This is a genomic window from Streptomyces prunicolor, assembly GCF_045162825.1.
In the GTDB taxonomy this organism is placed as follows: Bacteria; Actinomycetota; Actinomycetes; order Streptomycetales; family Streptomycetaceae; genus Streptomyces; species Streptomyces prunicolor.
Genome location: NZ_CP108676.1, coordinates 7,046,560 through 7,071,563 on the forward strand (window position 1 = coordinate 7,046,560; position 25,004 = coordinate 7,071,563).

The following is a 25,004-nucleotide window of genomic DNA, read 5'->3' on the forward strand; positions in this document are numbered from 1 at the left end:
GGTCTGCCCGCGCCGTTCAGACCGCGAGTCCGCGGTGTGCCAGCCTGGTGACGCTCCCGGTGGCGAACGCCACCGTGGAATCGGGAGCGACGATCGCGTACGTGGGCCATGTCGTCACCTTCAGATCGACGACGATCTGCGCGGCCTCCTCGATACGGACGATGCGGCTCGTGGCACCCAGTTCCGTGTTCAGCGCCTCCAGGTCGGAATCGTCGCCGACCACCACGGAGATCGCCTGCTCCCGCGAGAGATTGTGGTCGCGCAGGAATTTCAGATACCGCGGCATCTGCTCCTTGCATCCTGTGCAACTCATGGAGAGGAAGGAGAGCACCCACGGCTCGTCGTCCTCGCCGGCCCGCTGCCAGGGCCGCCCGTCCACGTCGACCAGCTTGGGATAGTCGCCGACGAGGGTGCCTTTCGGAATCGATTCGGGGCGCCACTTCGCCGTATCGAATTGATGGTCGAGCATACGGTTCACCCGGAACGTGAGTACCACGGACAGGGCGAGTCCCACCCCCGCCAGAAGCAGTGCCACAACACCGGCCGCGATGAGCATGCGACTCCCTCTCCTTTCTGCACTCAGGTGTGATCACACGCGGAATCCGTCGTCAGGCGACGGCCGCGGACTCGTCCATCTCCAGGTCCAGTTCCGGCAGTGCCGCGGCGGACTCGCTGGAGAACACCACCGAACCGTCGGGTGCGACGACGAGATAGGCCGGCCAGGTCGTGACCCCGAGGTCGGTTCCCACGTCGACGGTGTCGTCGGCGGGGACGATGGTGGCGAACTGGCCGATCTCGTCGGCGAATTCGCCCAGGCCGGCCGAGTCCCCGGAAATGAACGAGAACACGCGCTCGCGGGGAAGGTCGAGCTGGCTCAGATAGTCCTTGTAGAAGGGCAGTTGCGACTTGCAGCCGGAGCACGACGTCGACTGGAAGGCGAGAATCCACGGACCGTCCGACTCCGTCGGGAAGGAGATCTTCTCCCCCCGCATGTCGGTGAATTCCCCGTATGTGGAGATCTTGGTCCCTAGGGATACCGGAAGGCGCCGGGTCGGCTTGAACGCCCCCTCCTCGATGAGCGGATCGATCGCCTTCTTCACCCGCAGCGCCACGGCTACGGAAAGCAGGCAGCTCGCGCAGGCCGCGAAGAGCGCCAGAATGACCATGGTGAACAGCATCGCTCTCTCCTTCAGGATTGCTGTGGCGGGGAGTCGTCCCGATTCCCCTCAGCCTTTCGTGCCCGGCTGTCGGGGGTCTTTCAGCCGCCTTTCGGCGGGGAAGGCCTTGCCGTGGGCGTCCGCCTCAATGGGCGGTGAGCGATTCCAACCTGGCCGTGTCCGTCGCGGACGTGAGTTCCGCGTCACGGCGGAGCACCATCTGGTGGAGCCCGCGCAGCCGGGGTCCCGGCTCGTCGCCGATCTGCTCGATCATGCGGTCGCGTATGTCCTGGAAGCAGTTGAGGGCCTCGTCCTGCCGGCCGCTGCGGTGCAGCGCGATCATGAGCATTCCGGCGACGCTCTCGTCGAGCGGGTGCAGCGAGGTCAGCTGCAGGAGTTGCGGCAGACACTCCTCGGGCCGCCGGCAACACAGACTCAGTTCGGCGGCCAGCAGCGCGGCGGCCCGGTACTCCTGCTGCAGTGTCAGGCGCGCCGTGTCGGCCCACGGCGAGTGGATGTCGGAGAGCGGTTCCCCGTGCCAGAGGGACAGCGCCTTCCCGAGCACCCGCAGAGCGCTCTGCGGATCGCCGTCCCGCTCGTGGTTCACCCCGGCCCGCGCCAGATCACGGAACCGTTGCAGGTCCACGACATCGCTCGCCATCGCCAGCACGTATCCGCCCCGGCGTCGGAGCAGGTCGGCGCGGGTGCCGATGCACTGGCAGTCCCGGATGGCCTTTCGCAGCCGGGCGGCCTGGGTGTAGAGGGCGTCGCGCGGGTGCCGGGGCCGCTCGTCGTCCCACACCTGCTGGACCAGGGTCCGGTCCGGGACGAACGTGTTCGGGCTCCAGGCCAGCGAGGCGAGGAGCCGTCTGGCCCGTTCCGGAATGCCAACTCGTTCCCCCGCGGCTGTACAGAGTTCCACGCAGCCCAAGAGCTGGATCATCACTTGGAGCCTTCCCTTCTCACTTTGGGCGAGTTTGGTTTCGGCGGGTGCGGTGGGGCCCCGGAGCGGGTGTTTACGGTCGGTGCTCCGGCTTCCAGATCGGGTGCCGCAAAGTCTGTGATGATCTACACAGTCACGCGTCCATCATCCGGATACGTGCTCTCTGGCCGCTATTCACTGACTAACCGTGACGTCGAACGTGAAGAACTGCACGATCTCGGCGAAGTGCAGCAGACCGACGCCGAGCAGGACGGCGGGCCCGAAGGCCATCGCGTAATAAACCCAGTTGTCGCCGATTCCTACCGGATTGAGCAGAATACCGGCGGCGGCGAGCAGCAGCAGGAGAGAATTCCGCACGATATGGGTCGACGACACAGGGGTGCCGGAGTCTCCGGCGCAGGCGCAACTGACGGCCTGCTTCCGGTGGATGATCGTCGCGAGATACCCGGTGAAGGAAATCAGCAGCACCAGGGAAGCGACGAACCCGAATGTGTCCGTGGTGAGCAGAGCCAACACGGATATCAGCTCTCCGGCCATCACGCTCAACGCGAGGGCCCACAGCCAGGGCCGGGGAAACCGCACCACCAGACCCAGTTGCCCGACGAGTGTCTCCGGGGCCCGTACTTTTGCGGCGAACGAATACGTGAATGCCGAAGCGAGTGACAACTTACTGAGGATGTAGAGGATGGCCATGCGTATCTGTCTCGTCTTTCAGAGTCGCCGACATACTCTGCCCAGGACGCGGTCCGTCGCGAACGGTCCGATCTGCCGCGAATCGAAGCTGGACGCGGCGTTGTCCCCGAGGAGGAAGAAGTGGTCCGGGGGGATACGGGCCGCCCCCCTCGCGGGCCACGGATCTCCCGACACGGCGACGACCCGCTTGATCAGCCACTGCCGCTCGGAGAGACCGGAGAGACCGGAGAGACCGGAGAGACCGGAGGGTTCGGAAAGCGGGGAAAGGGTCCGCCACCGCAGCGTCCGCCGGTCCGGGGACTCCACGACCACCTCGTCGCCCCGACGGGGAACCGCACCCCGGCGGACCAGAACCCGGTCTCCCGGTGCGTACGTCGGATGCATGCTCATGCCCTGGACGGTGATCACCACGTAGGCGCGTCGCAGCAGCACCGCGCCCGCGACGCCGACTGCCGCCGCACCGCACAACGTTGTTGTGACGTACCAGGTCATCGGATGCCTCCCTCGTCGCGGCAGGAGTGGCAGCCGGACGCCGGCTGCCACTCCTCGTTCACGCTGCTCGCCGAAGCGGAGCTGCTCGCCGAAGCGGTGTCGCTCGCCGGAGCGGCGTCAGCACCACGGGGAAAAGCCGAGCGGACGGCCGGTGAGGCAGGCCACCGGCTTGGTCTGCGCCGTGCACGAGAAGCTGCACTGAGGGGTGTAAGAGCACGCGTACAGCGTGGAACCGACGCACTTGTAGCACTCGTCCGGTGCGCAGGCAGCCGCTGCGACCGTCTGCGGGAGCAGCACCGCTGCCATCTTTGCCGCCACTCGTCCTAGCACCTGTGAACCTCCTGATCTCGACGCCAAGGTCGTTTGAGGACGTGGCCCCTCGGTACTTTTCCGGGGCCAACGGTCTGCCGACCCGACCGCACCGCGGTGGGCCGGCGAGATCAATTCCAGCAGCGGCCTCTGTCGCCGACCTGTTGCCGGTCTTTCACGCGGCGCCGCCCGGGATCCGGGTACGTGACCGGTCTCGCAGTCGCCCGTAATGCCCTGCGGAGGCCCCTTCCCCGTACGCCACGTACGATGGGGTAAGGCCGTGGCGTGTCCAGCCCGGCAGGGTCCGCGTAACACAGACGTACGCGCAGGCCTTCCTCACTCTCCGGGAGTTCGCCGCAATATGGCCACGCGCCACGACATCCGCAACGTCGCCATCGTCGCCCACGTCGACCACGGGAAGACGACCCTCGTCGACGCCATGCTGAAGCAGGCCGGTGCCTTCGCCGCGCACGCCGCCGAGTCGCTCGACGACCGAATGATGGACTCGAACGATCTGGAGCGTGAGAAGGGCATCACGATCCTGGCCAAGAACACGGCCGTGAAGTACCACCCGAAGGATGGCGGCGACGTCATCACCATCAACATCATCGACACCCCGGGCCACGCCGACTTCGGTGGCGAGGTCGAGCGCGGTCTGTCGATGGTGGACGCGGTGGTGCTGCTCGTCGACGCGTCCGAGGGCCCGCTGCCCCAGACCCGCTTCGTGCTGCGCAAGGCGCTCCAGCAGCGCCTGCCCGTCATCCTGTGCATCAACAAGACGGACCGCCCCGACTCCCGGATCGACGAGGTCGTCAACGAGACGTACGACCTGTTCCTGGACCTGGACGCGGACGAGGAGCAGATCGAGTTCCCGATCGTCTACGCGTGTGCGCGTGACGGTGTCGCCTCGCTGACCAAGCCGGAGAACGGCACGGTCCCGCAGGACAGCGACAGCCTGGAGCCCTTCTTCACCACGATCCTGTCGCACGTCCCGGCCCCCGAGTTCGACGAGGCCGCCCCCCTCCAGGCGCACGTCACCAACCTGGACGCGGACAACTTCCTCGGCCGTATCGCGCTGCTCCGCGTCGAGCAGGGCGAGCTGCGCAAGGGCCAGACCGTCACGTGGATCAAGCGCGACGGCACGATGTCCAACGTGCGCATCACCGAGCTGCTGATGACCGAGGCGCTCACCCGCAAGCCGGCCGAGATGGCGGGCCCCGGTGACATCTGCGCGGTGGCCGGTATCCCGGACATCATGATCGGTGAGACCCTCGCCGACCCCGAGAACCCGATCGCGCTGCCGCTCATCACGGTCGACGAGCCGGCGATCTCCATGACCATCGGTACGAACACCTCGCCGCTGGTCGGCCGCGGCGGCACCGGCAAGGGCGCCTCCGCGAAGGCGGCCGTCAAGGACCGCAAGGTGACCGCCCGTCAGGTCAAGGACCGCCTGGACCGCGAGCTGATCGGTAACGTCTCGCTGCGCGTGCTCGACACCGAGCGCCCCGACGCCTGGGAGGTGCAGGGCCGCGGTGAGCTGGCGCTGGCCATCCTGGTGGAGCAGATGCGCCGTGAGGGCTTCGAGCTGACCATCGGCAAGCCTCAGGTCGTCACGCAGATCATCGACGGCAAGGTGCACGAGCCGGTCGAGCGCATGACGATCGACGTGCCCGAGGAGCACATGGGCGCGGTCACGCAGCTCATGGGCGTCCGCAAGGGCCGGATGGACAACATGTCCAACCACGGCTCCGGCTGGGTCCGCCTGGAGTTCGTCGTCCCGTCCCGCGGTCTCATCGGCTTCCGTACCGAGTTCCTGACCGGGACGCGCGGCACGGGCATCGCCCACTCCATCCACGAGGGCCACGAGCCGTGGTTCGGCGTACTGACGACCCGTAACAACGGTTCGCTGGTCGCCGACCGCGCCGGTGCCGTCACCGCGTTCGCGATGACGAACCTCCAGGAGCGCGGTGTGCTGTTCACCGACCCCGGCACCGAGGTGTACGAGGGCATGATCGTCGGCGAGAACTCGCGCGCCGACGACATGGACGTGAACATCACCAAGGAGAAGAAGCTCACCAACATGCGCTCGGCCGCCGCCGACTCCTTCGAGGCGATCGTCCCGCCGCGCAAGCTCTCCCTGGAGCAGTCCCTGGAGTTCTGCCGCGACGACGAGTGCGTCGAGGTGACCCCGGAGTCCGTCCGTATCCGCAAGGTCGTCCTGGACCAGAAGGAGCGCGGTCGCTCCGCGAGCCGCGCCAAGCACGGCTGACGCATACCCGTAGAGCCCAACTGAGCCCGGGCGCCTCCGATTTGGGGGCGCCCGGGCTCAGTGCGTCGGCCGGGCCACGGTGATGATCTCGGGGCTCGCGGCGGTGAGCGGACTCCGGTCCCAGTCGCCGTACCGCTCGGCGACCGTCAGTCCGGCCCCGGCGAGGAACCCGGTCAGGGCCTCGCCGTCCAGGAACCGCAGGGTGGTCCGGCTGACCCGCGGCTGGGGCCGACACCCGCCCGCGAAGGTCTCGGTGAACGTCACCCGGTCCGCGACCGGCGCACCCTCGACCCCTCGTGCCACACCCGTACGACAGAGCCATCCTGAGCGGTGAGGTGGCGCTCCCGGTCGGGCGTCCACGTCTCCCAGGCGTGGGCCGCCGGGTTCCGCGTCTCGAAGACGAACCGCCCCTCGGGCGCGAGGGCGGCCCGTACCGCACGCAGCGCCAGGCGCAACTCCTCGTCGGTGACGAGGACTTGGAAGGCGTGCCCGGTCATCACCACGAGCGGAGACGCACCTCGTGATCGAGCGGTCACCGGCACTGCGCCCGGACACCGCCCACGACCGGACGCGGCCCGGGCTGAACCACCTGGCCTTCCACGTGAGCGGTAGCCGTGCCGAACCGGACGCGCTGGTCGAGGCGGCGGCAGAGCACGGCTGGACCGCGATGTTCGCGGACCGGTATCCGCACGAGGGCGGCTGAATACAGGGATAACCCTTGTCCTTGCCCAGAATCCGCACAGGTCGGTCCGTCCGCACTACTCTGCCGTTGGCGAGATCCTGTCCATGTCCTTCAGCCGCCGGTCGAACGCTCCTGGCGTGCGGACATGTTGACTACACAACGTTCGCGGAACCGCAACTGGATTTTCACCGGCCCGGCGTTCGGCATGCGGACATTCAGGCCCGATAGGTGTGTAACAAGTCCGTTTCGCAGGGATCTCTCACCAAACCCTTTGTCCGGATTTTGGAAGATGTACGCGTCAGGTGTGATCGAACCGAGACCTTGCGAATGTGGCTCGGTCACCCGTCATGGCAGATAGTTAGGCGCGTAGAGCTCGGATCACGGGTCACTCGCTGTTGGCGGCGACTCATCGAGCGCGGGGAGCACTTGACCATTTCAGGCACCGGTGACGGTGATGTGTCATGCGCTCTCCCAGGTGATGAACCATTGGACTCATGAGGAGGAGCCCCCATGCGTGGTGCCAAGAGCGCCAAGTGGGTTGCGATAGCCGCGGTTGTGGCGCTGGGCGCAACGGCCTGTGGCGGCGGCGGTGACGACGACAGCTCCGGCGGCAGCAAGGGCAACGGCGTCATCTCGGTGGAGATCGGCGAACCGCAGAACAGCCTGGTTCCGAGCAACACGTACGAGACCGAGGGCGGCCAGGTCATCAACGCCCTCTTCACGGGGCTGACCAAGCTTGACGCCGACAACAAGGTCGTCAACGCCATGGCGGAGTCGATCGAGTCCAAGGACAACAAGGTCTGGACGATCAAGCTGAAGTCTGGCTACACCTTCCACAACGGGGAGAAGGTGACCGCCCAGTCCTTCGCCGACGCGTGGAACTACGGCGCGAACCAGACCAACGCCCAGCAGACCAACCCGCTGTTCAGCCACATCGCGGGTTACGCGGACCTCAACCCGGGCGAGGGCAAGAAGCCCACGACCGACAAGCTGTCCGGTCTGAAGGTGGTCGACGACAGCACGCTCCAGGTCACTCTGAACGGCGCGTTCTCGGCCTTCCCCTCGCAGCTGTCCTTCACCGCGTTCGTCCCGCTGCCCAAGGCGTTCTTCAAGGACCCGAAGGGCTTCGGCGAGGCTCCGATCGGCAACGGCCCGTTCAAGATGAGCGGTACGTTCAAGCACAACCAGGAAATCGACACCGTCAAGTACGACAAGTACCCCGACGCCTCGAAGATCGAGGTCAAGGGTGTCGACTTCAAGATCTACTCGAACCAGGACACCGCGTACAAGGACCTCGTCGCCGGCAACCTCGACAGCCTGCTGACGATCCCGACCTCGGGTCTGCCGACGTACCACAAGGACCTGGACGGCCGTTACATCGACGAGGCCGACTCGGCCGTCGGTTACATCGGCTTCCCGATCAAGTACAACAAGGCCTTCCAGAACGCGGACCTCCGCAAGGCCATCTCGATGTCGATCGACCGCAAGACGATCTCGTCGAAGATCTTCCTCGGCGCCCGTACCCCCGCGGACGACTACATCAGCCCGATCATCGACGGCTACCGCAAGGGCGCCTGTGGTGAGGCGTGCACGTACAACCCGAGCGCGGCCAAGGAGCTCTACAAGAAGAGCGGCGGGCTGCCGGGCAACACGCTGGAGATCGGCTACAACGCGGACGGCGGCCACAAGGAGTGGGTCGAGGCCGTGTCGAACCAGATCCAGCAGGCTCTCGGCATCAAGGTGACGGCCAAGCCGTTCGAGCAGTTCCAGACCATCCTGAACGACCTGGACGCCAAGAAGTACCAGGGCGCGTTCCGTATGGCGTGGAGCATGGACTACCCGGACATGGAGGACTACCTCCGTCCGGTCTTCTCGAAGGAAGCCATCGCCAACGGCTCCAACTACTCGGGCTACACGAACGAGGAGTTCGAGAAGCTGCTCGTCCAGGGCGACCAGGCCGCGACGCACGAGGAAGCCGTCAAGAAGTACCAGGCTGCCGACGACGTCGCGCTCAAGGACCTGCCGTACATCCCGGTGTACTTCTACACGATGAACGCGGGCTTCAGCGACAAGATCAAGTCGATGAAGGTCGCCGGTCACCAGATCCTGTGGGACACGGTCAAGCTCAGCTGAACCGGTTCTGAGCAGTTCTGACACAGCAGTACGGGGTGAGCAGGGGGAGGAATAGCCTTCCCCTGCTCACCTCTGCTGCCGTCTCCCGTCCGACCGTGCCCTCCCCCCGGCCGCGGTCGGGTCGAGCACCCCCCTCTGGAGCACCCATGGGCCGATACGTCGCCCGCCGTCTCCTACAGGTGATCCCTGTGGTCTTCGGCGTCACGTTCATCATCTTCTGCCTGGTCTTCGCTCTGCCCGGCGATCCGATCCAGGCACTGGCCGGCGACAAACGCGCCGACCCCAACATCGCGGCGATCCTCCGCGCGCACTACCACCTCAACGAGCCGCTGTACCAGCAGTACTGGCACTACATCAGCGGCGTCTTCACCGGTGACCTCGGTGAGACGTACAACGGGCGTTCCATCTCGGACATCGTCTCCGAGCGATTCCCCGTCACGCTGAAGCTGGGGCTGACGTCGTTCGCCATCGAGGCCGTCATCGGCGTCGTCGCGGGCATCTTCTCCGCCCTGAAAAAGGGCAAGTTCATCGACAACGTCGTACTCATCTCGACGCTGGTCCTGATCTCGATCCCGGTCTTCGTGCTCGGCTCCGTGCTGCAGCTGGAGTTCGGTGTGAACCTCAAGATCACGCCGGTCGCCGGCATCCAGCACGGCTGGCCGCAGAGCTACATCCTCCCGGCCGTCGTACTCGCCTCGACGTCGATGGCGTACATCGCCCGACTCGTCCGGACGAGCATGGGGGAGTCGGTCCGTGCCGACTACGTCCGTACGGCGATCGCCAAGGGCCTTCCGACGCGGCGGGTCATCGGCGTGCACGCGATGCGCAACTCGCTGATCCCGGTCGTCACCTTCCTGGGCTTCGACCTGGGCGCGCTCATGGGCGGCGCCATCATCACCGAGCGCGTGTTCAACATGCCAGGTATCGGTGGTCAGCTGGCCCAGTCCGTCTCCCTGCGGGAGCGGCCCGTCGTCGTCGGCCTGGTGACCCTTCTCGTGCTGATCTACCTGGTCGCCAACCTCCTCGTAGACCTGCTCTACGCCGTGCTTGACCCGAGGATCCGCTATGAGTGAGAAGACGATAGAAAGGCCCACCACCGACGAGGCCGCCATCGCCAAGGAGATCGAGGCGGAGGAGAAGGCGGCGGCGCGGCAGGCGAGCCTGCTGCGGGACGGCTGGGCGGATCTGCGCAAGCGGCCCATGTTCATCGTGACCTCGTTGATCATCCTGGTCCTGCTCGCGCTGGCGATCGCACCCGGTCTGTTCACGGCGCGCTCCCCGTTCTCCGACGGCTTCTGCCAGCTGCAGAACTCCATGACCGGGCCCTCGTCCGGGCACCTCTTCGGCTACGACGTGCAGGGCTGCGACATCTACACGCGGACCGTCTACGGCACCCGCAACTCGATCGTCGTCGGTGTCGTGACCACCACCGCCACCACGCTGATCGGCGGCCTCGTGGGCATGCTCGCCGGTCTCATCGGCGGCTGGGCAGACGCGCTGCTGTCCCGCATCACCGAGGTGTTCGCGGGTCTGCCGCTCATCATCGGCGCCCTGCTGATCATGTCCATCTGGGGCGGCGGCGACGTGTGGTCGGTGTCGCTCATCATGGCGCTCCTCGGCTGGCCGCAGGTCTTCCGGATCATGCGCGGCGAGGTCATCTCGAACAAGTACAACGACTACGTGACGGCCGCGCGGGCACTGGGCGCGGGATCGTGGCGAATAGCGTTCCGGCACATCCTGCCGAACACGCTCGCCCCCGTCATCGTCATCACCACCATGAACCTCGGTGTGTACATCAGCGCCGAGGCCGCCCTGTCCTACCTGGGCATCGGCATCCAGTACCCCAACATCTCCTGGGGCGTGATGATCAGTGACGCCCAGGACAGGTTCCTGACCTCGCCGCACGCGCTGATGTTCCCGGCCGGCGCCCTGAGCATCACGGTCCTGGCCTTCATCATGCTCGGCGACGTGGTTCGCGACGCCTTCGATCCCAAGATGCGCTGAGGGAGGCGTACGTGACCATCATCGACCCGACGGACGCCGTTCCGGCCCAGCGCCCCGGCGACCACGAGAACACCGGTCCCCTGCTCGAAGTGCGCGATCTGCACGTCGAGTTCCAGACCCGCGAGGGTGTGGTCAAGGCCGTCAACGGCGTCAACTACACCGTGAACTCCGGAGAGACGCTCGCCGTGCTCGGCGAGTCCGGCTCCGGCAAGTCAGTGACCGCGCAGGCGATCATGGGCATCCTCGACATGCCGCCGGCCCGGATCCCGCAGGGGGAGATCCGTTTCTACGGCAAGGACATGCTGACCATGGGAGCCGAGGAGCGGCGCAAGCTGCGCGGCGCCCGGATCGCGATGATCTTCCAGGACGCGCTCTCCTCGCTCAACCCCGTGCTCAGCGTGGGGTTCCAGCTGGGCGAGATGTTCCGGGTGCACCAGGGCATGTCCCGCAAGGCGGCCAAGGCCAAGTCCATCGAGCTGATGGACCGGGTGAAGATCCCGGCCGCCGCGGCGCGGGTGAACGACTACCCGCACCAGTTCTCCGGTGGTATGCGCCAGCGCATCATGATCGCCATGGCGCTGGCCCTGGAGCCGGACCTGATCATCGCCGACGAGCCCACCACGGCCCTCGACGTGACCGTCCAGGCCCAGGTCATGGACCTGCTCGCGGAGTTGCAGCGCGAGTACCGGATGGGGCTCATCCTCATCACCCATGACCTCGGCGTGGTCGCGGACGTCGCCGACAAGATCGCGGTGATGTACGCCGGCCGCATCGTGGAGACGGCACCGGTGCACGAGCTGTACAAGCGCCCGGCGCACCCCTACACCCGGGGTCTGCTGGACTCGATCCCGCGCCTGGACCAGAAGGGCCAGGAGCTCTACGCGATCAAGGGCCTGCCGCCCAACCTGCTGAAGGTACCGGCTGGTTGTGCCTTCAACCCGCGTTGCGACAGGGCGCAGGACATCTGCCGTACGGAGTTCCCGCCACTGGTCCCGGTGACCGAGGCGGACGGAACGGAACTGCCCGGCCGCGCCAGCGCGTGCCACTTCTGGAAGGAGACGATCCATGGCTGACCCGACCAAGGCCGACGAGCCCAAGGACGCGACGCCGAACGTCTCCGACGTGGAGGTGGCCGAGGTGCACTCGGAGGAGGAGGCCGTCGCGGCCCTCGACGCGAACGTCGAGCGCGGCGAGCCGATCCTCCAGGTGCGCAACCTCGTCAAACACTTCCCCCTGACCCAGGGGATCGTGATAAAACGCCAGATCGGCGCGGTGAAAGCCGTCGACGGCATCTCCTTCGACCTGCACCAGGGCGAGACCCTGGGCATCGTGGGCGAGTCCGGCTGCGGCAAGTCGACGGTCGCCAAGCTCCTGATGAGCCTGGAGACGGCGACGGCCGGCGAGGTCTTCTACAAGGGCCAGGACATCACCCGGCTGTCCGGAAGGGCCCTCAAGGCCGTCCGCCGGAACATCCAGATGATCTTCCAGGACCCGTACACCTCGCTCAACCCCCGTATGACGGTGGGCGACATCATCGGTGAGCCCTTCGACATCCACCCCGAGGTGGCGCCGAAAGGGGACCGTCGCCAGAAGGTGCGGGACCTCCTGGACGTCGTGGGCCTCAACCCGGAGTACATCAACCGCTACCCGCACCAGTTCTCGGGCGGTCAGCGCCAGCGCATCGGCATCGCCCGCGGCCTCGCGCTCAACCCCGAGATCATCATCTGCGACGAGCCGGTCTCCGCGCTCGACGTGTCGGTGCAGGCACAGGTCATCAACCTGATGGCGCGACTGCAGGACGAGTTCAACCTCTCCTACATCTTCATCGCGCACGACCTGTCCATCGTCCGGCACATCTCGGACCGCGTGGGCGTGATGTACCTCGGCAAGATGGCCGAGGTCGGCACCGACGAGCAGATCTACGAGTACCCGACACACCCCTACACCCAGGCGCTGCTGTCGGCGGTCCCCGTGCCGGACCCGGAGGCCCGCGACCACCGTGACCGGATCATCCTCACCGGTGACGTGCCCTCCCCGGCCAACCCGCCGTCCGGCTGCCGCTTCCGCACCCGGTGCTGGAAGGCTCAGGACAAGTGCGCCGTGGAGGAGCCGCTGCTCGCGATCCCGGAGCGCTTCAAGGGCTCCGACACCCCGGCGGCCCACGAGTCGGCGTGCCACTTCGCCGAGGTCAAGGACGTGGTGCACGCGGCCTGACCCGTAGTACGAGTACGGCCACTGGTTCCCGGCACCGCCCTACGGTGCCGGGAATCGGCGTTCCGGGACAGGGGTGTTGCTCAGATCGCGGGGTCCGGCTCCGACGCCCGCGCCCAATGACAGGCCACCTGCGCCTCCCCGCCGCCGCCCAGCACCTCCAGGTCCTCGGTCCGGCACCGATGCGCGACACCCGCCCGCTCCGCCTCGCCGCTCGCCAGGATCTGGCAGCGCGCCCGGAACCGGCAGCCCGTCGGGATACGGGACGGGTCCGGGGGCTCGCCGGAGAGGACGACGGGATCGCCGGGTGCCTCGGGCAGAACCGACAACAGGGCCTGGGTGTACGGATGTCGGGGCGCCGTCAGTACTTTCTCCGCGTCCCCCGTCTCCACGATCCGGCCCAGGTACATCACCGCGACCCGGTCGGCGATGTTCCACGCCAGCCCCAGGTCATGGGTCACCACCAGCGCGGCCAGGCCGAGTTCGGTGCGCAGCCGGAGCAGCAGGGCGAGGATCTCGCCGCGTACGGAGGCGTCCAGGGAGGCCACCGGCTCGTCGGCGACGAGGAGTTCGGGTTCCAGGACCAGCGCACCGGCGATCACGACACGCTGCCGCTGCCCACCGGACAGCTCGTGCGGATACCGCAGGAAGAACCGCTCGGGCGGCCGGAGCCCGGCCCGCGACAACGCCTGCGCCACGGCCGTCCGTTCGTCACCGGCGCCCCCGTGGATGCGCAGCCCCTCGGCCACCGCGTCGTAGACCGTGTGCCGCGGGTTGAGTGACCCGCTCGGGTCCTGGAGGACGAGCTGGACCCGTCTGCGGTAGGCCTTCAGAGCGCGGGAGGAGTACTTCAGAGGCTCTCCGTCGAACGTCACCCGCCCCTCCGTCGGCGCCACCAGACCGAGCAGCGACCGCGCCAACGTCGTCTTCCCACACCCCGATTCACCGACGAGCGCCACGACCTCACCCGGCCGGATGTCGAGGTCGACACCGTCCACGGCCCGGGCGGGCGCACCGCCGTGCCGGGCGGGGAAGGCGACATGCAGCCCCTGCGCGCTGAGGAGGGGCGCCGGTGGTGTCGTCGTCATGGCGTACTCCCCGTGTCCACGGCCCGTTCCGGCACATCGGCGGTCAGCTCCCGCACATGCACACAAGCCGCCCTCCGCCCCTGACCGGCCTCCCGCAGAAGCTGGTCGTCCGTCGCGCATGCGTCCAACGCCTCCGCGCAGCGCGGGTGGAAGGCGCAGCCGGAGGGCAGTTCCGTGGGATCGGGCGGGTCACCGGGGAGGCCGCGTGGGGCGAAGCGGGAGGTCGGGTCGCCGATGTGCGGGAAGGAGGCCGACAGGGCCTTGGCGTACGGGTGGAGGGCGTTCGCGTAGACCTCGCGCGCGGGACCCTCCTCGATCACTCGGCCCGCGTACATGACCACCAGGCGGTCGCAGAGGTCCGCGAGGACCGCCAGGTCGTGGCTGATCATGAGCAGGCCCAAGTCCTGGTCCGTGACGAGGCGTTCGAGCAGGTTCAGGATCTGGGCCTGGATCATCACGTCGAGCGCGGTGGTCGGCTCGTCGGCGATGATCAGTTGCGGGGCGCAGGCCAGGGCCATGGCGATCATGACGCGTTGGCGTTGGCCGCCGGAGAGTTCGTGCGGGTACGCGGTCGCCCGGGACGCCGGCAGCCCGGCCTGTTCCAGGAGTTCCCCGGTCCGCTTGCGGGCCTGTGCCGCCGTCGCCCCTTGGTGCAGCAGCACCGGTTCCGCGATCTGGTCGCCGATGCGGTGCACGGGGTTGAGGGAGTGCATGGCGCCCTGGAAGACGATCGAGGCACCGGCCCAGCGGACCGCCCGCACCCGCCCCCACCGCATCGTCAGTACGTCCTCCCCGTTCAGCAGGATCTCCCCGCCGACTCGCGTCCCCGGCGGCAGCAGTCGTAGCAGCGCGAGGGCAAGGGTCGACTTGCCGCAGCCCGACTCGCCTGCCACGCCCACTTTCTGACCGGCCGTCAGGGACAGGTCGACGCCCCGTACCGCGTCGACACCGCCCGGGTACGTCACGTGCAGGTTCCGGACCTCAAGGAGGGTCAACCCGCCACCCCCAGCCGGGGGTTGAGGACCGATTCCACCGCGCGCCCGCACAGCGTGAACGCCAGCGCGACCGCCGCGATCGCGATGCCGGGCGGGATCAGATACCACCAGTCGCCCGCACTCACCGCACCCGCCTCCCGGGCGTCCTGGAGCAGCCCGCCCCACGACACCACCGTAGGATCCCCGAGCCCCAGGAAGGCGAGGGTCGCCTCGGTGAGGATGGAGGTCGAGACCATCAGGGTCGTCTGGGCCAGGATCAGGGGCATCACGTTGGGCAGGACGTGCCGGGACATGACGTGCCAGTGGCCGCCGCCGAGCGCCCGTGCCCGTTCGATGTACGGCCGTGACTCCACCGCCAGGGTCTGCGCCCGCACCAGCCGGGCCGTGGTCGGCCAGGTGGTCACGCCGATCGCCAGGATCACCGTCCCGAGAGAGCGGGACATGACGGTGGCCAGCGCGATCGCCAGCACCAGCGTCGGCATGACCAGGAACCAGTCGGTGATCCGCATCAGCACGGTCCCGTACGCGCCCCGGAAGTGCCCGGCGGTGATCCCCACTACCGCGCCGATCGCCACCGACAGCACCGCCGCGAGGAGCCCGACGAGCAGCGATACCCGTGACCCCCATACCACCAGACCCAGCAGGTTGCGGCCGAACTGGTCGGTGCCCAGCGGGAATTGGGTGCTCGGGCTCTCCAGCGGACCGCCCGGCGCGTCGGTCACGCTCGACACGTCGGAGCCGACCGTGAGCGGTGCGGTGAGGGCGATCAGCGCGAACAGGGCGAGCGCGGCCAGGCCGACGAGACCGGCGCGGTGGGTGCGGTACCGCGTCCAGAACCGTACGGCGGACCGGCGGCGGCGCTGCCAAGCGAGCGCGCGCGGGCCGGCCTGTACGACGGGGGGAGTGGTCATCGGCCCACCCGGGGGTCGAGCAGCGGATAGACCAGGTCCGCCAGTGTGTTCATGACGATCACCGCCGACGCGAAGAAGAGGAACAGGCCCTGGACCAGGGGCAGATCGGGGACGCTGAGGGCCTGGTAGAACAGGCCGCCCAGGCCGGGCCAGGAGAAGACCGTCTCCACCAGGATCACTCCCGCGACCGTACGGCCGAGGTTGACGAAGACGAGGGTGACGGTGGGCAGCAGCGCGTTCGGTACCGCGTGCCGGCGCCGGACCAGGTCGTCCCGAAGTCCCTTGGCCCGCGCGGTCGTCAGATAGTCGCTGCCCATCTCGTCGAGCAGCGCGGAGCGGGTGACCAGCAGCGTCTGCCCGTACTCGACCGCCACCAACGTGACCACCGGCAGGACGAGATGGTGGGCGACATCCAGCACGTACGCGATCCCCTCCTTGCCGCCCGACTCCATGCCGCCGGTCGGGAAGAGCCCGGGGATCGGGCCCACGCCCACCGAGAACACGATGATCAGCAGCAGGCCCAGCCAGAACGAGGGGACGGAGTAAAGGGTCAGCGCCAGACCGGTGTTGAGCCGGTCCGAGAGACTGCCGTGCCGCCACGCCGAGCGCGTGCCGAGGAACATGCCGAGCGCGGTGTACAGCACGAAGGCCGTGCCGGTGAGCAGCAGGGTGTTCGGCAGCGCCTCGGTGATCCGGTCGATGACGGGCGCCTTGAACTGGTACGACGTCCCGAGGTCACCGGTGAGCGCTTTGCCGCAGTAGTCCGTGAACTGCTCCCACAGCGGCAGGTCGAGCCCGAACTCGCGGCGGTACTCGGCGAGTTGCCCGGCCGAGATCGGGCGGCCACCGGTCATCGTCTTGACCGGGTCGCCCGGGATCAGCCGGAACAGGAAGAAGCCGGTGACCAGCACGGCGAGCAACGAGACGGCGGCACCGCCCAACTTGCCCGCCACGTACCGGACATACCCGGACCGGGTGCCCGCTCCCGGTCCGGCCGTCTCCTCCACCCGTACTGATGTGGCGTCAGTTGCCATCAACGGCCGTCCCGCATACCGCTGTTGAGGCGCATCGGCTACTCCCGGTCCTCGGCCGTCGCCCGGCGCCGCAGCCCGAACAGGACCAGCGCACCGACGACGACCACACCCCCGACGATGATCCCGGCGATCGCACCACCGGAGAGCCCGCCGGACGACGATCCGTCGGAGGCGGCCGGTACCGCGGACCACCAACTCCAGTAGCCGTCCTGGCCGTAGATGTTCCCCGCGGTGCTCGGCATCGTCTCGATGGACTTGATCTGGTCGGTGCGGTAGGCCTCGACGGAGTTCGGGTACGCCATGACGTTCATGTACCCGAGGTCGTAGAGCCGGGACTCCATCTGCTTGACGATGTCCGCGCGCTTGGCCGGGTCGTACTCGGCCAACTGCTGGGCGTAGAGCTTGTCGTACGTCTTGTCGCAGATGAAGTTGTCGGTCGCGCCGATGTCCTTGGGCGTCGCCGGAAGTGCCCCGCAGGTGTGGATGGACAGGACGAAGTCCGGGTCGGGGTTGACGGACCAGCCGTCGAAGGCGAGGTCGTACTTGCCCGCGAGCCAGGGGTCGGTGACGTTGTCGAGGCAGTCGAGGCTCACGCCGATGCCGAGCTTGCCCCACCACTCCTTGAGGTACTGGCCGACCGCCTTGTCGTTGGGGTCGGTGGCGTGGCACAGCAGGCGGTAGGTGATCGGCTTGCCGTCCTTGCCGACGCGTTTGCCGTCGCCGTTCTTCTTGTAGCCCGCCCGGTCGAGGAGTTGGGCCGCCTTCGCCGGGTCGTAGGAGAGTTCCTGGCTCGCCGACGGTTTCCAGAAGTACGTGGAGAAGCGTGGCGGGATGTAGCCCTGGCCCTCGACGGCGTGGCCCTGGAACACCTTGTCGATGAGGGTCGTGCGGTCGACCGCCATGAACAGGGCGTGCCGCACCTGCTCGTCGAGGAGGGAGGGGTCGCCGTCGCCGAAGTGCTTGCCGTCCTTGGCCTGGGCGCCGGGGTTGGTGGCGAGGGCGTAGAAGCGGCGGCCGGGGGCGTCGTTGACCTTGATGTTCTGCTCGCCCTTGAGGGAGGCGGCCTGAGCGGGGGTCAGGGAGGGGGAGCCGGCGACGAAGGAGACCTCACCCTTGCGCAGTGCGGCGACGGCCGCGTCCTGGTCCTTGTAGTAGCGGAAGACCAGCTCGTCGAACTTCGGCGTCCCGCGCCAGAAGGTCTTGTTGGCCTTGAGGCGGACGTAGCTGTCCGGCTTGTAGTCGGTGAGGACGAAGGGGCCGTTGCCGACGATCGGGAAGCTCTTGTCGTTGTTGAACTTGGAGAGGTCGCCGGCCTTCTCCCAGACGTGCTGCGGCACGATCGGCACGTCGAGCGCGGTCATCGTCGCCTGCGGCTTCTTCAGCTTGATGACCAGCTGGGTAGGGCTCGGGGCGGTGACCTTCTCGAAGTTGGTGACGAAGCTGCCGTTGGCGGTGGCGGCGCCCGGGTCGGTCATCATCTTGTTGAACGTCCACGCCGCGTCGTCGGCGGTGGCCTGCTGTCCGTCGGACCACTTCGAGTTCGAGCGGATCGTGTACGTCCAGGTCAGCTTGTCCGCCGACGACGACCACTTGGTGGCCAGACCCGGGACGATGTGGTTGTCCTTGGGGTCGTAGTTGGTGAGGTAGTCGTACATCAGCCGGCCGATGCTCGTGCTGACCAGACGGACCGCCAGGAAGGGGCTCAAGGAGTCCATGCTCTGCGCGACGGCGACGGTGAGGACCTTGTCGCTCTTGTCCGCCTTGGCCTCGGCCTGCTGCGGTGCCGGATTGAGGGGGGTGGCGAGCGCCGCCGTGAGCGCCAGGGCGCCCGCAGCTCCGGCTACCAGTCGGTGTATGGGGGGCCGCGGTCTTCTCGGGCTTGAGTGCTCTGTGCCGTTCCGGTCCTGAGTGCTCATGGTCCTGACCTCGCGCTGGTGACGCCGGGCTGGGTTGAAGAGTGTGTCTATCAGCGGCGGTCGGCGCCCGTCAACGGCGCATGAAAGCCCATGTGGCCTGCGGAAACAGGGAGTTGACGGACCGATCGGAGGTTTATTGGTCCAAACCACTGAAGCGTGCCTGGTGGGGCCCTGACGCGGCCGGGACCGCCTCGGCCCACGTGCTGTCACCCCTCCCGCACGCGGGCTGTGCTGCATTCGAGTGACTGCGTGTGCGGGGTGTCCTTTTTGTGCGGATATTGGCCGGTAGTGGATCGATCTGGATCGATCCGGACGGCTTTCCTGAGGAGGCACTCGATGCGTGGAGCCACGCACGCCAAATGGGCCGCTTGCGCGGCGGCGGTAGCCCTCGCGGCGACCGCCTGTGGGGGCGGCGGGAGCAGTAGCGGCGGTGGCGGTGGTGACGGCAGCGCGGTGCTCAGCGCCTCCTGGGGCGACCCGCAGAACCCGCTGGAGCCGGCCAACACCAACGAGGTGCAGGGCGGCAAGGTCCTCGACATGGTCTTCCGCGGACTGAAGCGGTACGACCCGAAGACCGGCAAGGCCGAGGACATGCTGGCCGACAAGATCGACACCACGGACTCGCAGAACTTCACGGTCACCATCAAGAGCGGCTGGAAGTTCAGCAACGGCGAGGCCGTCACCGCGAAGTCCTTCGTCGACGCGTGGAACTACGGCGCCAGCCTCAAGAACAACCAGAAGAACGCGTACTTCTTCGGGTACATCGAGGGCTACGACAAGGTCCACCCCGACAGCGGCACGCAGAGCGCGACCACGCTCACCGGGCTCAAGGTGACCGGCACGGACACCTTCACCATCAAGCTCACCCAGAAGTTCTCGACCTTCCCGGACACCCTCGGCTACGCGGCCTATTCCCCGCTGCCGTCGACGTTCTTCTCGGACCACGCTGCCTGGCTGAAGAAGCCGGTGGGCAACGGCCCGTACACGATCTCGTCGTACACCAAGGGCTCGCAGATGAAGCTCGTGAAGTGGGACGGGTACACCGGGACGGACAAGGCGGAGAACGGTGGCGTGACCCTCAAGGTCTACACCGACAACAACACCGCCTACACCGACCTGATGGCCGGCAACCTCGACCTCGTCGACGACATCCCGGCCTCGCAGCTCAAGAACGTCAAGAGCGACCTCGGCAGCCGGTACATCAACACGCCCGCCGGCATCATCCAGACCCTCGCGTTCCCGTACTACGACAAGAACTGGAACAAGAGCGGCTCGGAGAAGGTCCGCACGGGCCTGTCGATGGCGATCAACCGGGACCAGATCACCAACACGATCTTCCAGAAGACCCGCACCCCGGCCACCGACTGGACCTCACCGGTGCTCGGTACCGAGGGCGGCTTCCAGGACGGGCTGTGCGGGGACGCCTGCAAGTACAACCCCACCGAGGCGAAGAAGCTCGTCCAGGAGGGCGGCGGCATTCCCGGCGGCCAGGTCAAGATCACGTACAACGCGGACACGGGCTCGCACAAGGAGTGGGTGGACGCGGTGTGCAACTCCATCAACAACGCGCTCGGCAACGACAAGGCGTGCGTCGGCAACCCGGTCGGCACCTTCGCGGACTTCCGCAACCAGATCGGCCAGCACAAGATGACCGGCCCGTTCCGCGCCGGCTGGCAGATGGACTACCCGCTCATCCAGAACTTCCTCCAGCCGCTCTACTACACCAACGCCTCCTCGAACGACGGTCTGTGGTCCAACAAGGACTTCGACAAGCTCGTCGACCAGGCCAACGCGGAGACGGACACCAGCAAGGCGATCAAGCTCTTCCAGCAGGCCGAGGAAGTCGTACGCGACAACATGGCCGCCATCCCGCTCTGGTACCAGAACGGCAGCGCGGGCTACTCCGACCGGCTCTCCAACGTGGCGCTCAACCCGTTCAGCGTCCCTGTCTACAACGAGATCAAGGTCAGCTGAGCCCGAGTCGCACCGGGGGCGGGTCCGCCGCGGCCCGCCCCCACGATCCCCGGAGCCCCCATGGGACGGTACGTAATCCGGCGTCTGCTGCAGATGATCCCGGTCTTCATCGGCGCCACACTGTTGATCTTCCTGATGGTGAACGTCATGGGCGACCCCATCGCGGGCCTGTGCGGCGAGCGGCAGTGCGACCCGGCGACGGCCGCCCAGCTCAAGCGGGAGTTCGGCCTCGACAAGCCCGTGTGGCAGCAGTACCTGACCTACATGGGGAACGTCTTCACCGGTGACTTCGGGACGGCGTTCACCGGCCAGAAGGTCACCGAGCTGATGTCGACCGCGTTCCCGGTCACCATCCGGCTCACCGTCGTGGCGATCGTCTTCGAGGTCGTCATCGGCATCACGCTCGGGGTGCTCACCGGCCTCAAACGCGGCCGCCCCATCGACACCACGGTGCTCCTGCTCACCCTCGTGGTGATCTCCGTCCCGACTTTCGTCACCGGTCTGCTGCTCCAACTCCTCCTCGGCGTCGAATGGGGCTGGATCAAACCGTCCGTCTCACCGGAGGCCACCTTCAGCGAACTGATCGTCCCCGGGCTGGTGTTGGCCTCGGTCTCCCTCGCGTACGTGACCCGGCTGACCCGGACGTCCATCGCGGAGAACCGCCGCTCCGACTACGTCCGTACGGCGGTGGCGAAGGGCCTCCCGAGACACCGGGTGATCATCCGCCACCTGCTGCGCAACTCCCTCATCCCGGTGGTCACCTTCATCGGCACGGACATCGGCGCCCTGATGGGCGGCGCGATCGTCACCGAGCGGATCTTCAACATCCACGGGGTCGGCTACCAGCTCTACCAGGGGATCGTCCGCCAGAACACCCAGACGGTGGTCGGCTTCGTGACGGTCCTGGTCCTGGTGTTCCTGATCGCCAACCTGCTGGTCGACCTCCTGTACGCCGTACTCGACCCGAGGATCCGCTATGCCTGAGCAGCCGTTCGAACCGGAGCGCGCGATTGCCGGGACCGGCATGGGCGGCGCCATGGACCTCGCCACGAGCGAGGCGGAAACCCTGGAGAGGACTCCAGGCGGCCCAGAAGGCACCGGCCCGTCCGGCAAACCCCACTCCCTCTGGTCCGACGCCTGGCGCGACCTGCGCCGCAACCCGGTCTTCATCATCTCCGCGCTGGTCATCCTCTTCTTGGTGGTCATCTCCCTCTGGCCCTCCCTGATCGCCTCGGGCAACCCCCTCAAGTGCGACCTCGCCAAGGCCCAGGAGGGCTCCCAACCGGGCCACCCCTTCGGCTACGACGGCCAGGGCTGCGACGTCTACACGCGCACGGTGTACGGCACCCGTACGTCGGTGACGGTGGGCGTGCTCGCCACGCTGGGGGTGGCGATCTTCGGCTCGGTGCTGGGCGGACTCGCAGGCTTCTTCGGCGGGGTATGGGACTCGATCCTGTCCCGCCTCACGGACATCTTCTTCGCGATCCCGGTGGTCCTGGGCGGCCTGGTGCTCCTGTCCGTGGTGACGAGCAACACGGTCTGGCCGGTGATCGGCTTCATGGTCCTGCTCGGCTGGCCGCAGATCTCCCGCATCGCCCGCGGCTCGGTCATCACCGCCAAACAGAACGACTACGTCCAGGCCGCGCGCGCCCTCGGCGCCTCCAACTCCCGCCTCCTGCTACGCCACATCACCCCGAACGCGGTCGCCCCGGTGATCGTCGTAGCCACGATCGCCCTGGGCACGTACATCTCCCTGGAGGCGACCCTGTCGTACCTAGGGGTAGGCCTGAAGCCCCCCACGGTCAGCTGGGGCATCGACATCTCGGCTGCGTCCCAGTACATCCGCAACGCCCCGCACATGCTCCTCTGGCCCGCCGGAGCCCTGGCGATCACGGTCCTCGCGTTCATCATGCTCGGCGACGCGGTCCGCGACGCCCTCGACCCGAAGCTGAGGTGACCGGCGTCATGCTGCTCGAAGTGCGGGATCTGCAGGTGGAGTTCAGGACCAGGGACGGGGTCGCCAAGGCCGTCAACGGGGTCAACTACAGCGTGGACGAGGGGGAGACCCTCGCCGTGCTGGGGGAGTCGGGGTCCGGGAAGTCCGTGACCGCGCAGGCGGTGATGGGGATTCTCGACACCCCGCCGGGGAAGATCACCGGCGGGGAGATCCTCTTCCGGGGCAAGGACCTGCTGAAGTTCAAGGAAGACGAGCGGCGCAAGGTTCGCGGTGCCGAGATGGCGATGATCTTCCAGGACGCGCTGTCCTCGCTCAACCCGGTGCTCTCCGTGGGCGACCAGCTCGGCGAGATGTTCATCGTGCACCGGGGAATGTCCCGAAAGGACGCGCGGACCAAGGCAGTTGAACTGATGGACCGGGTGCGGATCCCGGGTGCCGCCCAGCGCGTCCGTGACTATCCGCACCAGTTCTCCGGCGGTATGCGCCAGCGCATCATGATCGCCATGGCGCTCGCCCTGGAGCCGGCGCTCATCATCGCCGACGAACCCACCACCGCCCTCGACGTCACCGTCCAGGCCCAAGTCATGGACCTGCTGGCCGAGTTGCAGCGCGAGCTGCACATGGGGCTCATCCTCATCACCCATGACCTCGGAGTCGTCGCGGACGTGGCCGACAAGATCGCCGTGATGTACGCCGGCCGGATCGTCGAGTCGGCCCCCGTCCACGACATCTACAAGGCGCCCGCCCACCCGTACACGCGCGGCCTGTTGGACTCCATCCCGCGCCTGGACCAGAAGGGCCAGGAGCTCTACGCCATCAAGGGCCTCCCGCCGAACCTCATGCACATCCCGCCCGGCTGCGCCTTCAACCCCCGCTGTCCGATGGCCCAGGACGTGTGCCGGACCGATGAACCCGAGCTGTACGAGGTGGATCAACACCGGGGCAGCGCCTGCCACTTCTGGAGGGAGTGCCTCAATGGTTGAGTCGACAGCCGTAACAGGATCAACAGTTGAGCCGATCCTTGAAGTGACCGGGCTCGTCAAGCACTACCCCTTGACCCAGGGCATCCTCTTCAAGAAGCAGGTCGGTGCCGTCAAGGCCGTCGACGGTGTGGACTTCACGCTCAACAAGGGCGAGACCCTCGGCATCGTCGGGGAGTCCGGGTGCGGCAAGTCGACCGTCGCCAAGATGCTGGTCAACCTGGAGCGGCCGACCGAAGGGTCGATCAAGTTCAAGGGCGAGGACATCAGCCGTATGTCGGGGCGTGCGCTCAAGGCCGCCCGGCGCAACATCCAGATGGTGTTCCAGGACCCGTACACCTCCCTCAACCCCCGGATGACGGTGGGCGACATCATCGGGGAGCCGTACGAGATCCACCCCGAGGTGGCCCCAAAGGGCGACCGGCGCAAGCGAGTTCAGGATCTGCTGGACGTGGTGGGGCTCAACCCCGAGTACATCAACCGGTATCCGCACCAGTTCTCCGGCGGCCAGCGCCAACGCATCGGCATCGCAAGGGGGTTGGCCCTGCGCCCCGAGGTCATCGTCGCCGACGAACCCGTCTCGGCGCTCGACGTGTCCGTACAGGCCCAGGTCATCAACCTCCTCGACCGCCTCCAGGACGAGTTCGACCTCTCCTACATCTTCATCGCGCACGACCTCTCGATCGTCCGGCACATCTCGGACCGGGTCGGGGTCATGTACCTCGGCCGGATCGTGGAGATCGGCAAGGACGAGGAGATCTACGACCACCCGACGCACCCGTACACCCAGGCGCTGCTCTCCGCCGTACCCGTGCCCGACCCGGACGCGCGGGACCACCGGGAGCGGATCATCCTCGCGGGTGACGTGCCGTCGCCGACGAACATCCCGTCCGGGTGCCGCTTCCGCACCCGCTGCTGGAAGGCGCAGGAGCGCTGCTCAATGGAGGTGCCGCTGCTCGCGGTGCCCGCCGAGTTCCGGCTGGCGAGCGGCCCCGCGGCACACGACTCGGCCTGTCACTTCGCCGAGGAGAAGACGGTCGTACCGCAGGAGGAACCCCCCAAGGCGACCCCGGACGATCTTGATCAGGGGGCGGAATAACCTCCCAAACCGCCATCAACCGCGTTAACACACAGGCAACTCCGCCGACCCGATCTCGATATACGGACACGTCAACCTGATTGACGTACGGCCGTGCGGGTGCCGTAAACGGACCGGGGCGCGCCATGTCGCCCCGGTCCGTTGCCCTTTTTTGCGC

General features: G+C 67.3%; 24 protein-coding genes. 12 read left to right on the top strand and 12 right to left on the bottom strand.

From position 1 onward, the window contains the following. Positions 1–16: 16 nt before the first annotated feature. The 5 genes from OG588_RS32525 to OG588_RS32545 all read right to left on the bottom strand — a co-directional run bounded on the left by OG588_RS32525 (position 17) and on the right by OG588_RS32545 (position 3,285). Positions 17–556 (bottom strand): TlpA family protein disulfide reductase, encoded by a 540-nt coding sequence (locus tag OG588_RS32525; RefSeq protein ID WP_405950366.1) that lies wholly within the window; start codon positions 554–556, stop codon positions 17–19. A 52-nt stretch (positions 557–608) separates the two neighbouring features. Beyond that, a complete protein-coding gene (locus tag OG588_RS32530) occupies positions 609–1,178 on the bottom strand; it encodes a TlpA family protein disulfide reductase (protein ID WP_405950367.1) in 570 nt (189 codons plus the stop codon). 124 nt (positions 1,179–1,302) lie between these two features. Next, positions 1,303–2,100, bottom strand: coding sequence for a BTAD domain-containing putative transcriptional regulator (locus tag OG588_RS32535; protein ID WP_405950368.1), 798 nt, complete (start codon positions 2,098–2,100; stop codon positions 1,303–1,305). Positions 2,101–2,274: 174 nt separating this feature from the next. Then, positions 2,275–2,793 carry a MauE/DoxX family redox-associated membrane protein gene (locus OG588_RS32540; RefSeq protein ID WP_405950369.1) on the bottom strand — a complete coding sequence of 173 codons (519 nt, stop codon included), beginning with the start codon at positions 2,791–2,793 and terminating at the stop codon, positions 2,275–2,277. 18 nt (positions 2,794–2,811) lie between these two features. Next, the gene (locus OG588_RS32545; RefSeq protein ID WP_405950370.1) at positions 2,812–3,285 is read right to left on the bottom strand and encodes a S26 family signal peptidase; all 474 of its coding nucleotides are present in this window, start codon (positions 3,283–3,285) and stop codon (positions 2,812–2,814) included. Between the two features lie 670 nt (positions 3,286–3,955). On the opposite strand from OG588_RS32545, the gene typA reads away from it, so the two are divergent. Beyond that, complete coding sequence (typA, locus tag OG588_RS32550) at positions 3,956–5,863, top strand: translational GTPase TypA (RefSeq protein ID WP_405950371.1); 1,908 nt, start codon at positions 3,956–3,958, stop codon at positions 5,861–5,863. A 57-nt stretch (positions 5,864–5,920) separates the two neighbouring features. On the opposite strand, the gene OG588_RS32555 is transcribed toward typA, so the two are convergent. Further along, positions 5,921–6,127 (bottom strand): hypothetical protein, encoded by a 207-nt coding sequence (locus OG588_RS32555; RefSeq protein WP_405950372.1) that lies wholly within the window; start codon positions 6,125–6,127, stop codon positions 5,921–5,923. Continuing rightward, positions 6,124–6,360 carry a hypothetical protein gene (locus OG588_RS32560; RefSeq protein ID WP_405950373.1) on the bottom strand — a complete coding sequence of 79 codons (237 nt, stop codon included), beginning with the start codon at positions 6,358–6,360 and terminating at the stop codon, positions 6,124–6,126. The genes OG588_RS32555 and OG588_RS32560 overlap by 4 nt, the downstream gene beginning before the upstream one ends. 23 nt (positions 6,361–6,383) lie before the next feature. Here OG588_RS32560 and OG588_RS32565 point away from each other — a divergent pair, with 23 nt between their 5' ends. From OG588_RS32565 to OG588_RS32590, 6 genes are all read left to right on the top strand, one after another. Further along, positions 6,384–6,566 (top strand): hypothetical protein, encoded by a 183-nt coding sequence (locus OG588_RS32565; RefSeq protein ID WP_405950374.1) that lies wholly within the window; start codon positions 6,384–6,386, stop codon positions 6,564–6,566. 489 nt (positions 6,567–7,055) lie between these two features. Then, a complete protein-coding gene (locus OG588_RS32570; protein WP_405950375.1) occupies positions 7,056–8,678 on the top strand; it encodes an ABC transporter substrate-binding protein in 1,623 nt (540 codons plus the stop codon). 146 nt (positions 8,679–8,824) lie between these two features. Further along, positions 8,825–9,751 (top strand): ABC transporter permease, encoded by a 927-nt coding sequence (locus tag OG588_RS32575; RefSeq protein WP_405950376.1) that lies wholly within the window; start codon positions 8,825–8,827, stop codon positions 9,749–9,751. Then, a complete protein-coding gene (locus tag OG588_RS32580) occupies positions 9,744–10,682 on the top strand; it encodes an ABC transporter permease (protein WP_405950377.1) in 939 nt (312 codons plus the stop codon). Before OG588_RS32575 ends, OG588_RS32580 begins: the two co-directional genes overlap by 8 nt. A gap of 11 nt (positions 10,683–10,693) precedes the next feature. After that, complete coding sequence (locus OG588_RS32585) at positions 10,694–11,755, top strand: ABC transporter ATP-binding protein (protein WP_405950378.1); 1,062 nt, start codon at positions 10,694–10,696, stop codon at positions 11,753–11,755. After that, positions 11,748–12,896 carry an ABC transporter ATP-binding protein gene (locus tag OG588_RS32590; protein WP_405950379.1) on the top strand — a complete coding sequence of 383 codons (1,149 nt, stop codon included), beginning with the start codon at positions 11,748–11,750 and terminating at the stop codon, positions 12,894–12,896. Before OG588_RS32585 ends, OG588_RS32590 begins: the two co-directional genes overlap by 8 nt. An 80-nt stretch (positions 12,897–12,976) precedes the next feature. Here OG588_RS32590 and OG588_RS32595 read toward each other — a convergent pair whose 3' ends face one another. The 5 genes from OG588_RS32595 to OG588_RS32615 are packed head-to-tail and all read right to left on the bottom strand — an operon-like array spanning position 12,977 to position 18,837. Beyond that, positions 12,977–13,981 (bottom strand): oligopeptide/dipeptide ABC transporter ATP-binding protein, encoded by a 1,005-nt coding sequence (locus OG588_RS32595; RefSeq protein WP_405950380.1) that lies wholly within the window; start codon positions 13,979–13,981, stop codon positions 12,977–12,979. Beyond that, on the bottom strand, positions 13,978–14,976 hold the full coding sequence (locus OG588_RS32600; protein WP_405950381.1) for an ABC transporter ATP-binding protein: 999 nt from the start codon (positions 14,974–14,976) through the stop codon (positions 13,978–13,980). Before OG588_RS32600 ends, OG588_RS32595 begins: the two co-directional genes overlap by 4 nt. Beyond that, positions 14,973–15,887 carry an ABC transporter permease gene (locus OG588_RS32605; RefSeq protein ID WP_405950382.1) on the bottom strand — a complete coding sequence of 305 codons (915 nt, stop codon included), beginning with the start codon at positions 15,885–15,887 and terminating at the stop codon, positions 14,973–14,975. The genes OG588_RS32600 and OG588_RS32605 overlap by 4 nt, the downstream gene beginning before the upstream one ends. Continuing rightward, complete coding sequence (locus OG588_RS32610; RefSeq protein WP_405950383.1) at positions 15,884–16,921, bottom strand: ABC transporter permease; 1,038 nt, start codon at positions 16,919–16,921, stop codon at positions 15,884–15,886. The genes OG588_RS32605 and OG588_RS32610 overlap by 4 nt, the downstream gene beginning before the upstream one ends. Before the next feature lie 38 nt (positions 16,922–16,959). Continuing rightward, positions 16,960–18,837, bottom strand: a complete 1,878-nt coding sequence (locus OG588_RS32615; RefSeq protein ID WP_405950384.1) for an ABC transporter substrate-binding protein — start codon at positions 18,835–18,837, stop codon at positions 16,960–16,962. Between the two features lie 336 nt (positions 18,838–19,173). On the opposite strand from OG588_RS32615, the gene OG588_RS32620 reads away from it, so the two are divergent. Genes OG588_RS32620 through OG588_RS32640 form a run of 5 tightly spaced genes read left to right on the top strand, consistent with a single transcriptional unit; the run spans position 19,174 to position 24,847 of the window. Next, positions 19,174–20,811, top strand: coding sequence for an ABC transporter substrate-binding protein (locus OG588_RS32620; RefSeq protein ID WP_405950385.1), 1,638 nt, complete (start codon positions 19,174–19,176; stop codon positions 20,809–20,811). Between the two features lie 60 nt (positions 20,812–20,871). Further along, positions 20,872–21,795: an ABC transporter permease gene (locus OG588_RS32625; protein ID WP_019058417.1), complete on the top strand. Its 924-nt coding sequence runs from the start codon at positions 20,872–20,874 to the stop codon at positions 21,793–21,795. Next, on the top strand, positions 21,788–22,768 hold the full coding sequence (locus OG588_RS32630; protein WP_405950386.1) for an ABC transporter permease: 981 nt from the start codon (positions 21,788–21,790) through the stop codon (positions 22,766–22,768). Before OG588_RS32625 ends, OG588_RS32630 begins: the two co-directional genes overlap by 8 nt. Before the next feature lie 8 nt (positions 22,769–22,776). Beyond that, positions 22,777–23,751 carry an ABC transporter ATP-binding protein gene (locus OG588_RS32635; protein ID WP_405950387.1) on the top strand — a complete coding sequence of 325 codons (975 nt, stop codon included), beginning with the start codon at positions 22,777–22,779 and terminating at the stop codon, positions 23,749–23,751. Beyond that, a complete protein-coding gene (locus tag OG588_RS32640) occupies positions 23,744–24,847 on the top strand; it encodes an ABC transporter ATP-binding protein (protein ID WP_405950388.1) in 1,104 nt (367 codons plus the stop codon). Before OG588_RS32635 ends, OG588_RS32640 begins: the two co-directional genes overlap by 8 nt. The last annotated feature ends 157 nt before the right edge of the window (positions 24,848–25,004 follow it).

Excerpts from the sequence above, each read along its gene's own strand:
- OG588_RS32525 (WP_405950366.1), bottom strand. The coding sequence starts at position 556 with ATGCTCATCGCGGCCGGTGTTGTGGCACTGCTTCTGGCGGGGGTGGGA.
- OG588_RS32530 (WP_405950367.1), bottom strand. The coding sequence starts at position 1,178 with ATGCTGTTCACCATGGTCATTCTGGCGCTCTTCGCGGCCTGCGCGAGC.
- OG588_RS32535 (WP_405950368.1), bottom strand. The coding sequence starts at position 2,100 with ATGATCCAGCTCTTGGGCTGCGTGGAACTCTGTACAGCCGCGGGGGAA.
- OG588_RS32540 (WP_405950369.1), bottom strand. The coding sequence starts at position 2,793 with ATGGCCATCCTCTACATCCTCAGTAAGTTGTCACTCGCTTCGGCATTC.
- OG588_RS32545 (WP_405950370.1), bottom strand. The coding sequence starts at position 3,285 with ATGACCTGGTACGTCACAACAACGTTGTGCGGTGCGGCGGCAGTCGGC.
- typA (WP_405950371.1), top strand. The coding sequence starts at position 3,956 with ATGGCCACGCGCCACGACATCCGCAACGTCGCCATCGTCGCCCACGTC.
- OG588_RS32560 (WP_405950373.1), bottom strand. The coding sequence starts at position 6,360 with ATGACCGGGCACGCCTTCCAAGTCCTCGTCACCGACGAGGAGTTGCGC.
- OG588_RS32570 (WP_405950375.1), top strand. The coding sequence starts at position 7,056 with ATGCGTGGTGCCAAGAGCGCCAAGTGGGTTGCGATAGCCGCGGTTGTG.
- OG588_RS32575 (WP_405950376.1), top strand. The coding sequence starts at position 8,825 with ATGGGCCGATACGTCGCCCGCCGTCTCCTACAGGTGATCCCTGTGGTC.
- OG588_RS32580 (WP_405950377.1), top strand. The coding sequence starts at position 9,744 with ATGAGTGAGAAGACGATAGAAAGGCCCACCACCGACGAGGCCGCCATC.
- OG588_RS32590 (WP_405950379.1), top strand. The coding sequence starts at position 11,748 with ATGGCTGACCCGACCAAGGCCGACGAGCCCAAGGACGCGACGCCGAAC.
- OG588_RS32595 (WP_405950380.1), bottom strand. The coding sequence starts at position 13,981 with ATGACGACGACACCACCGGCGCCCCTCCTCAGCGCGCAGGGGCTGCAT.
- OG588_RS32605 (WP_405950382.1), bottom strand. The coding sequence starts at position 15,887 with ATGACCACTCCCCCCGTCGTACAGGCCGGCCCGCGCGCGCTCGCTTGG.
- OG588_RS32610 (WP_405950383.1), bottom strand. The coding sequence starts at position 16,921 with ATGGCAACTGACGCCACATCAGTACGGGTGGAGGAGACGGCCGGACCG.
- OG588_RS32615 (WP_405950384.1), bottom strand. The coding sequence starts at position 18,837 with ATGAGCACTCAGGACCGGAACGGCACAGAGCACTCAAGCCCGAGAAGA.
- OG588_RS32620 (WP_405950385.1), top strand. The coding sequence starts at position 19,174 with ATGCGTGGAGCCACGCACGCCAAATGGGCCGCTTGCGCGGCGGCGGTA.
- OG588_RS32625 (WP_019058417.1), top strand. The coding sequence starts at position 20,872 with ATGGGACGGTACGTAATCCGGCGTCTGCTGCAGATGATCCCGGTCTTC.
- OG588_RS32630 (WP_405950386.1), top strand. The coding sequence starts at position 21,788 with ATGCCTGAGCAGCCGTTCGAACCGGAGCGCGCGATTGCCGGGACCGGC.
- OG588_RS32635 (WP_405950387.1), top strand. The coding sequence starts at position 22,777 with ATGCTGCTCGAAGTGCGGGATCTGCAGGTGGAGTTCAGGACCAGGGAC.
- OG588_RS32640 (WP_405950388.1), top strand. The coding sequence starts at position 23,744 with ATGGTTGAGTCGACAGCCGTAACAGGATCAACAGTTGAGCCGATCCTT.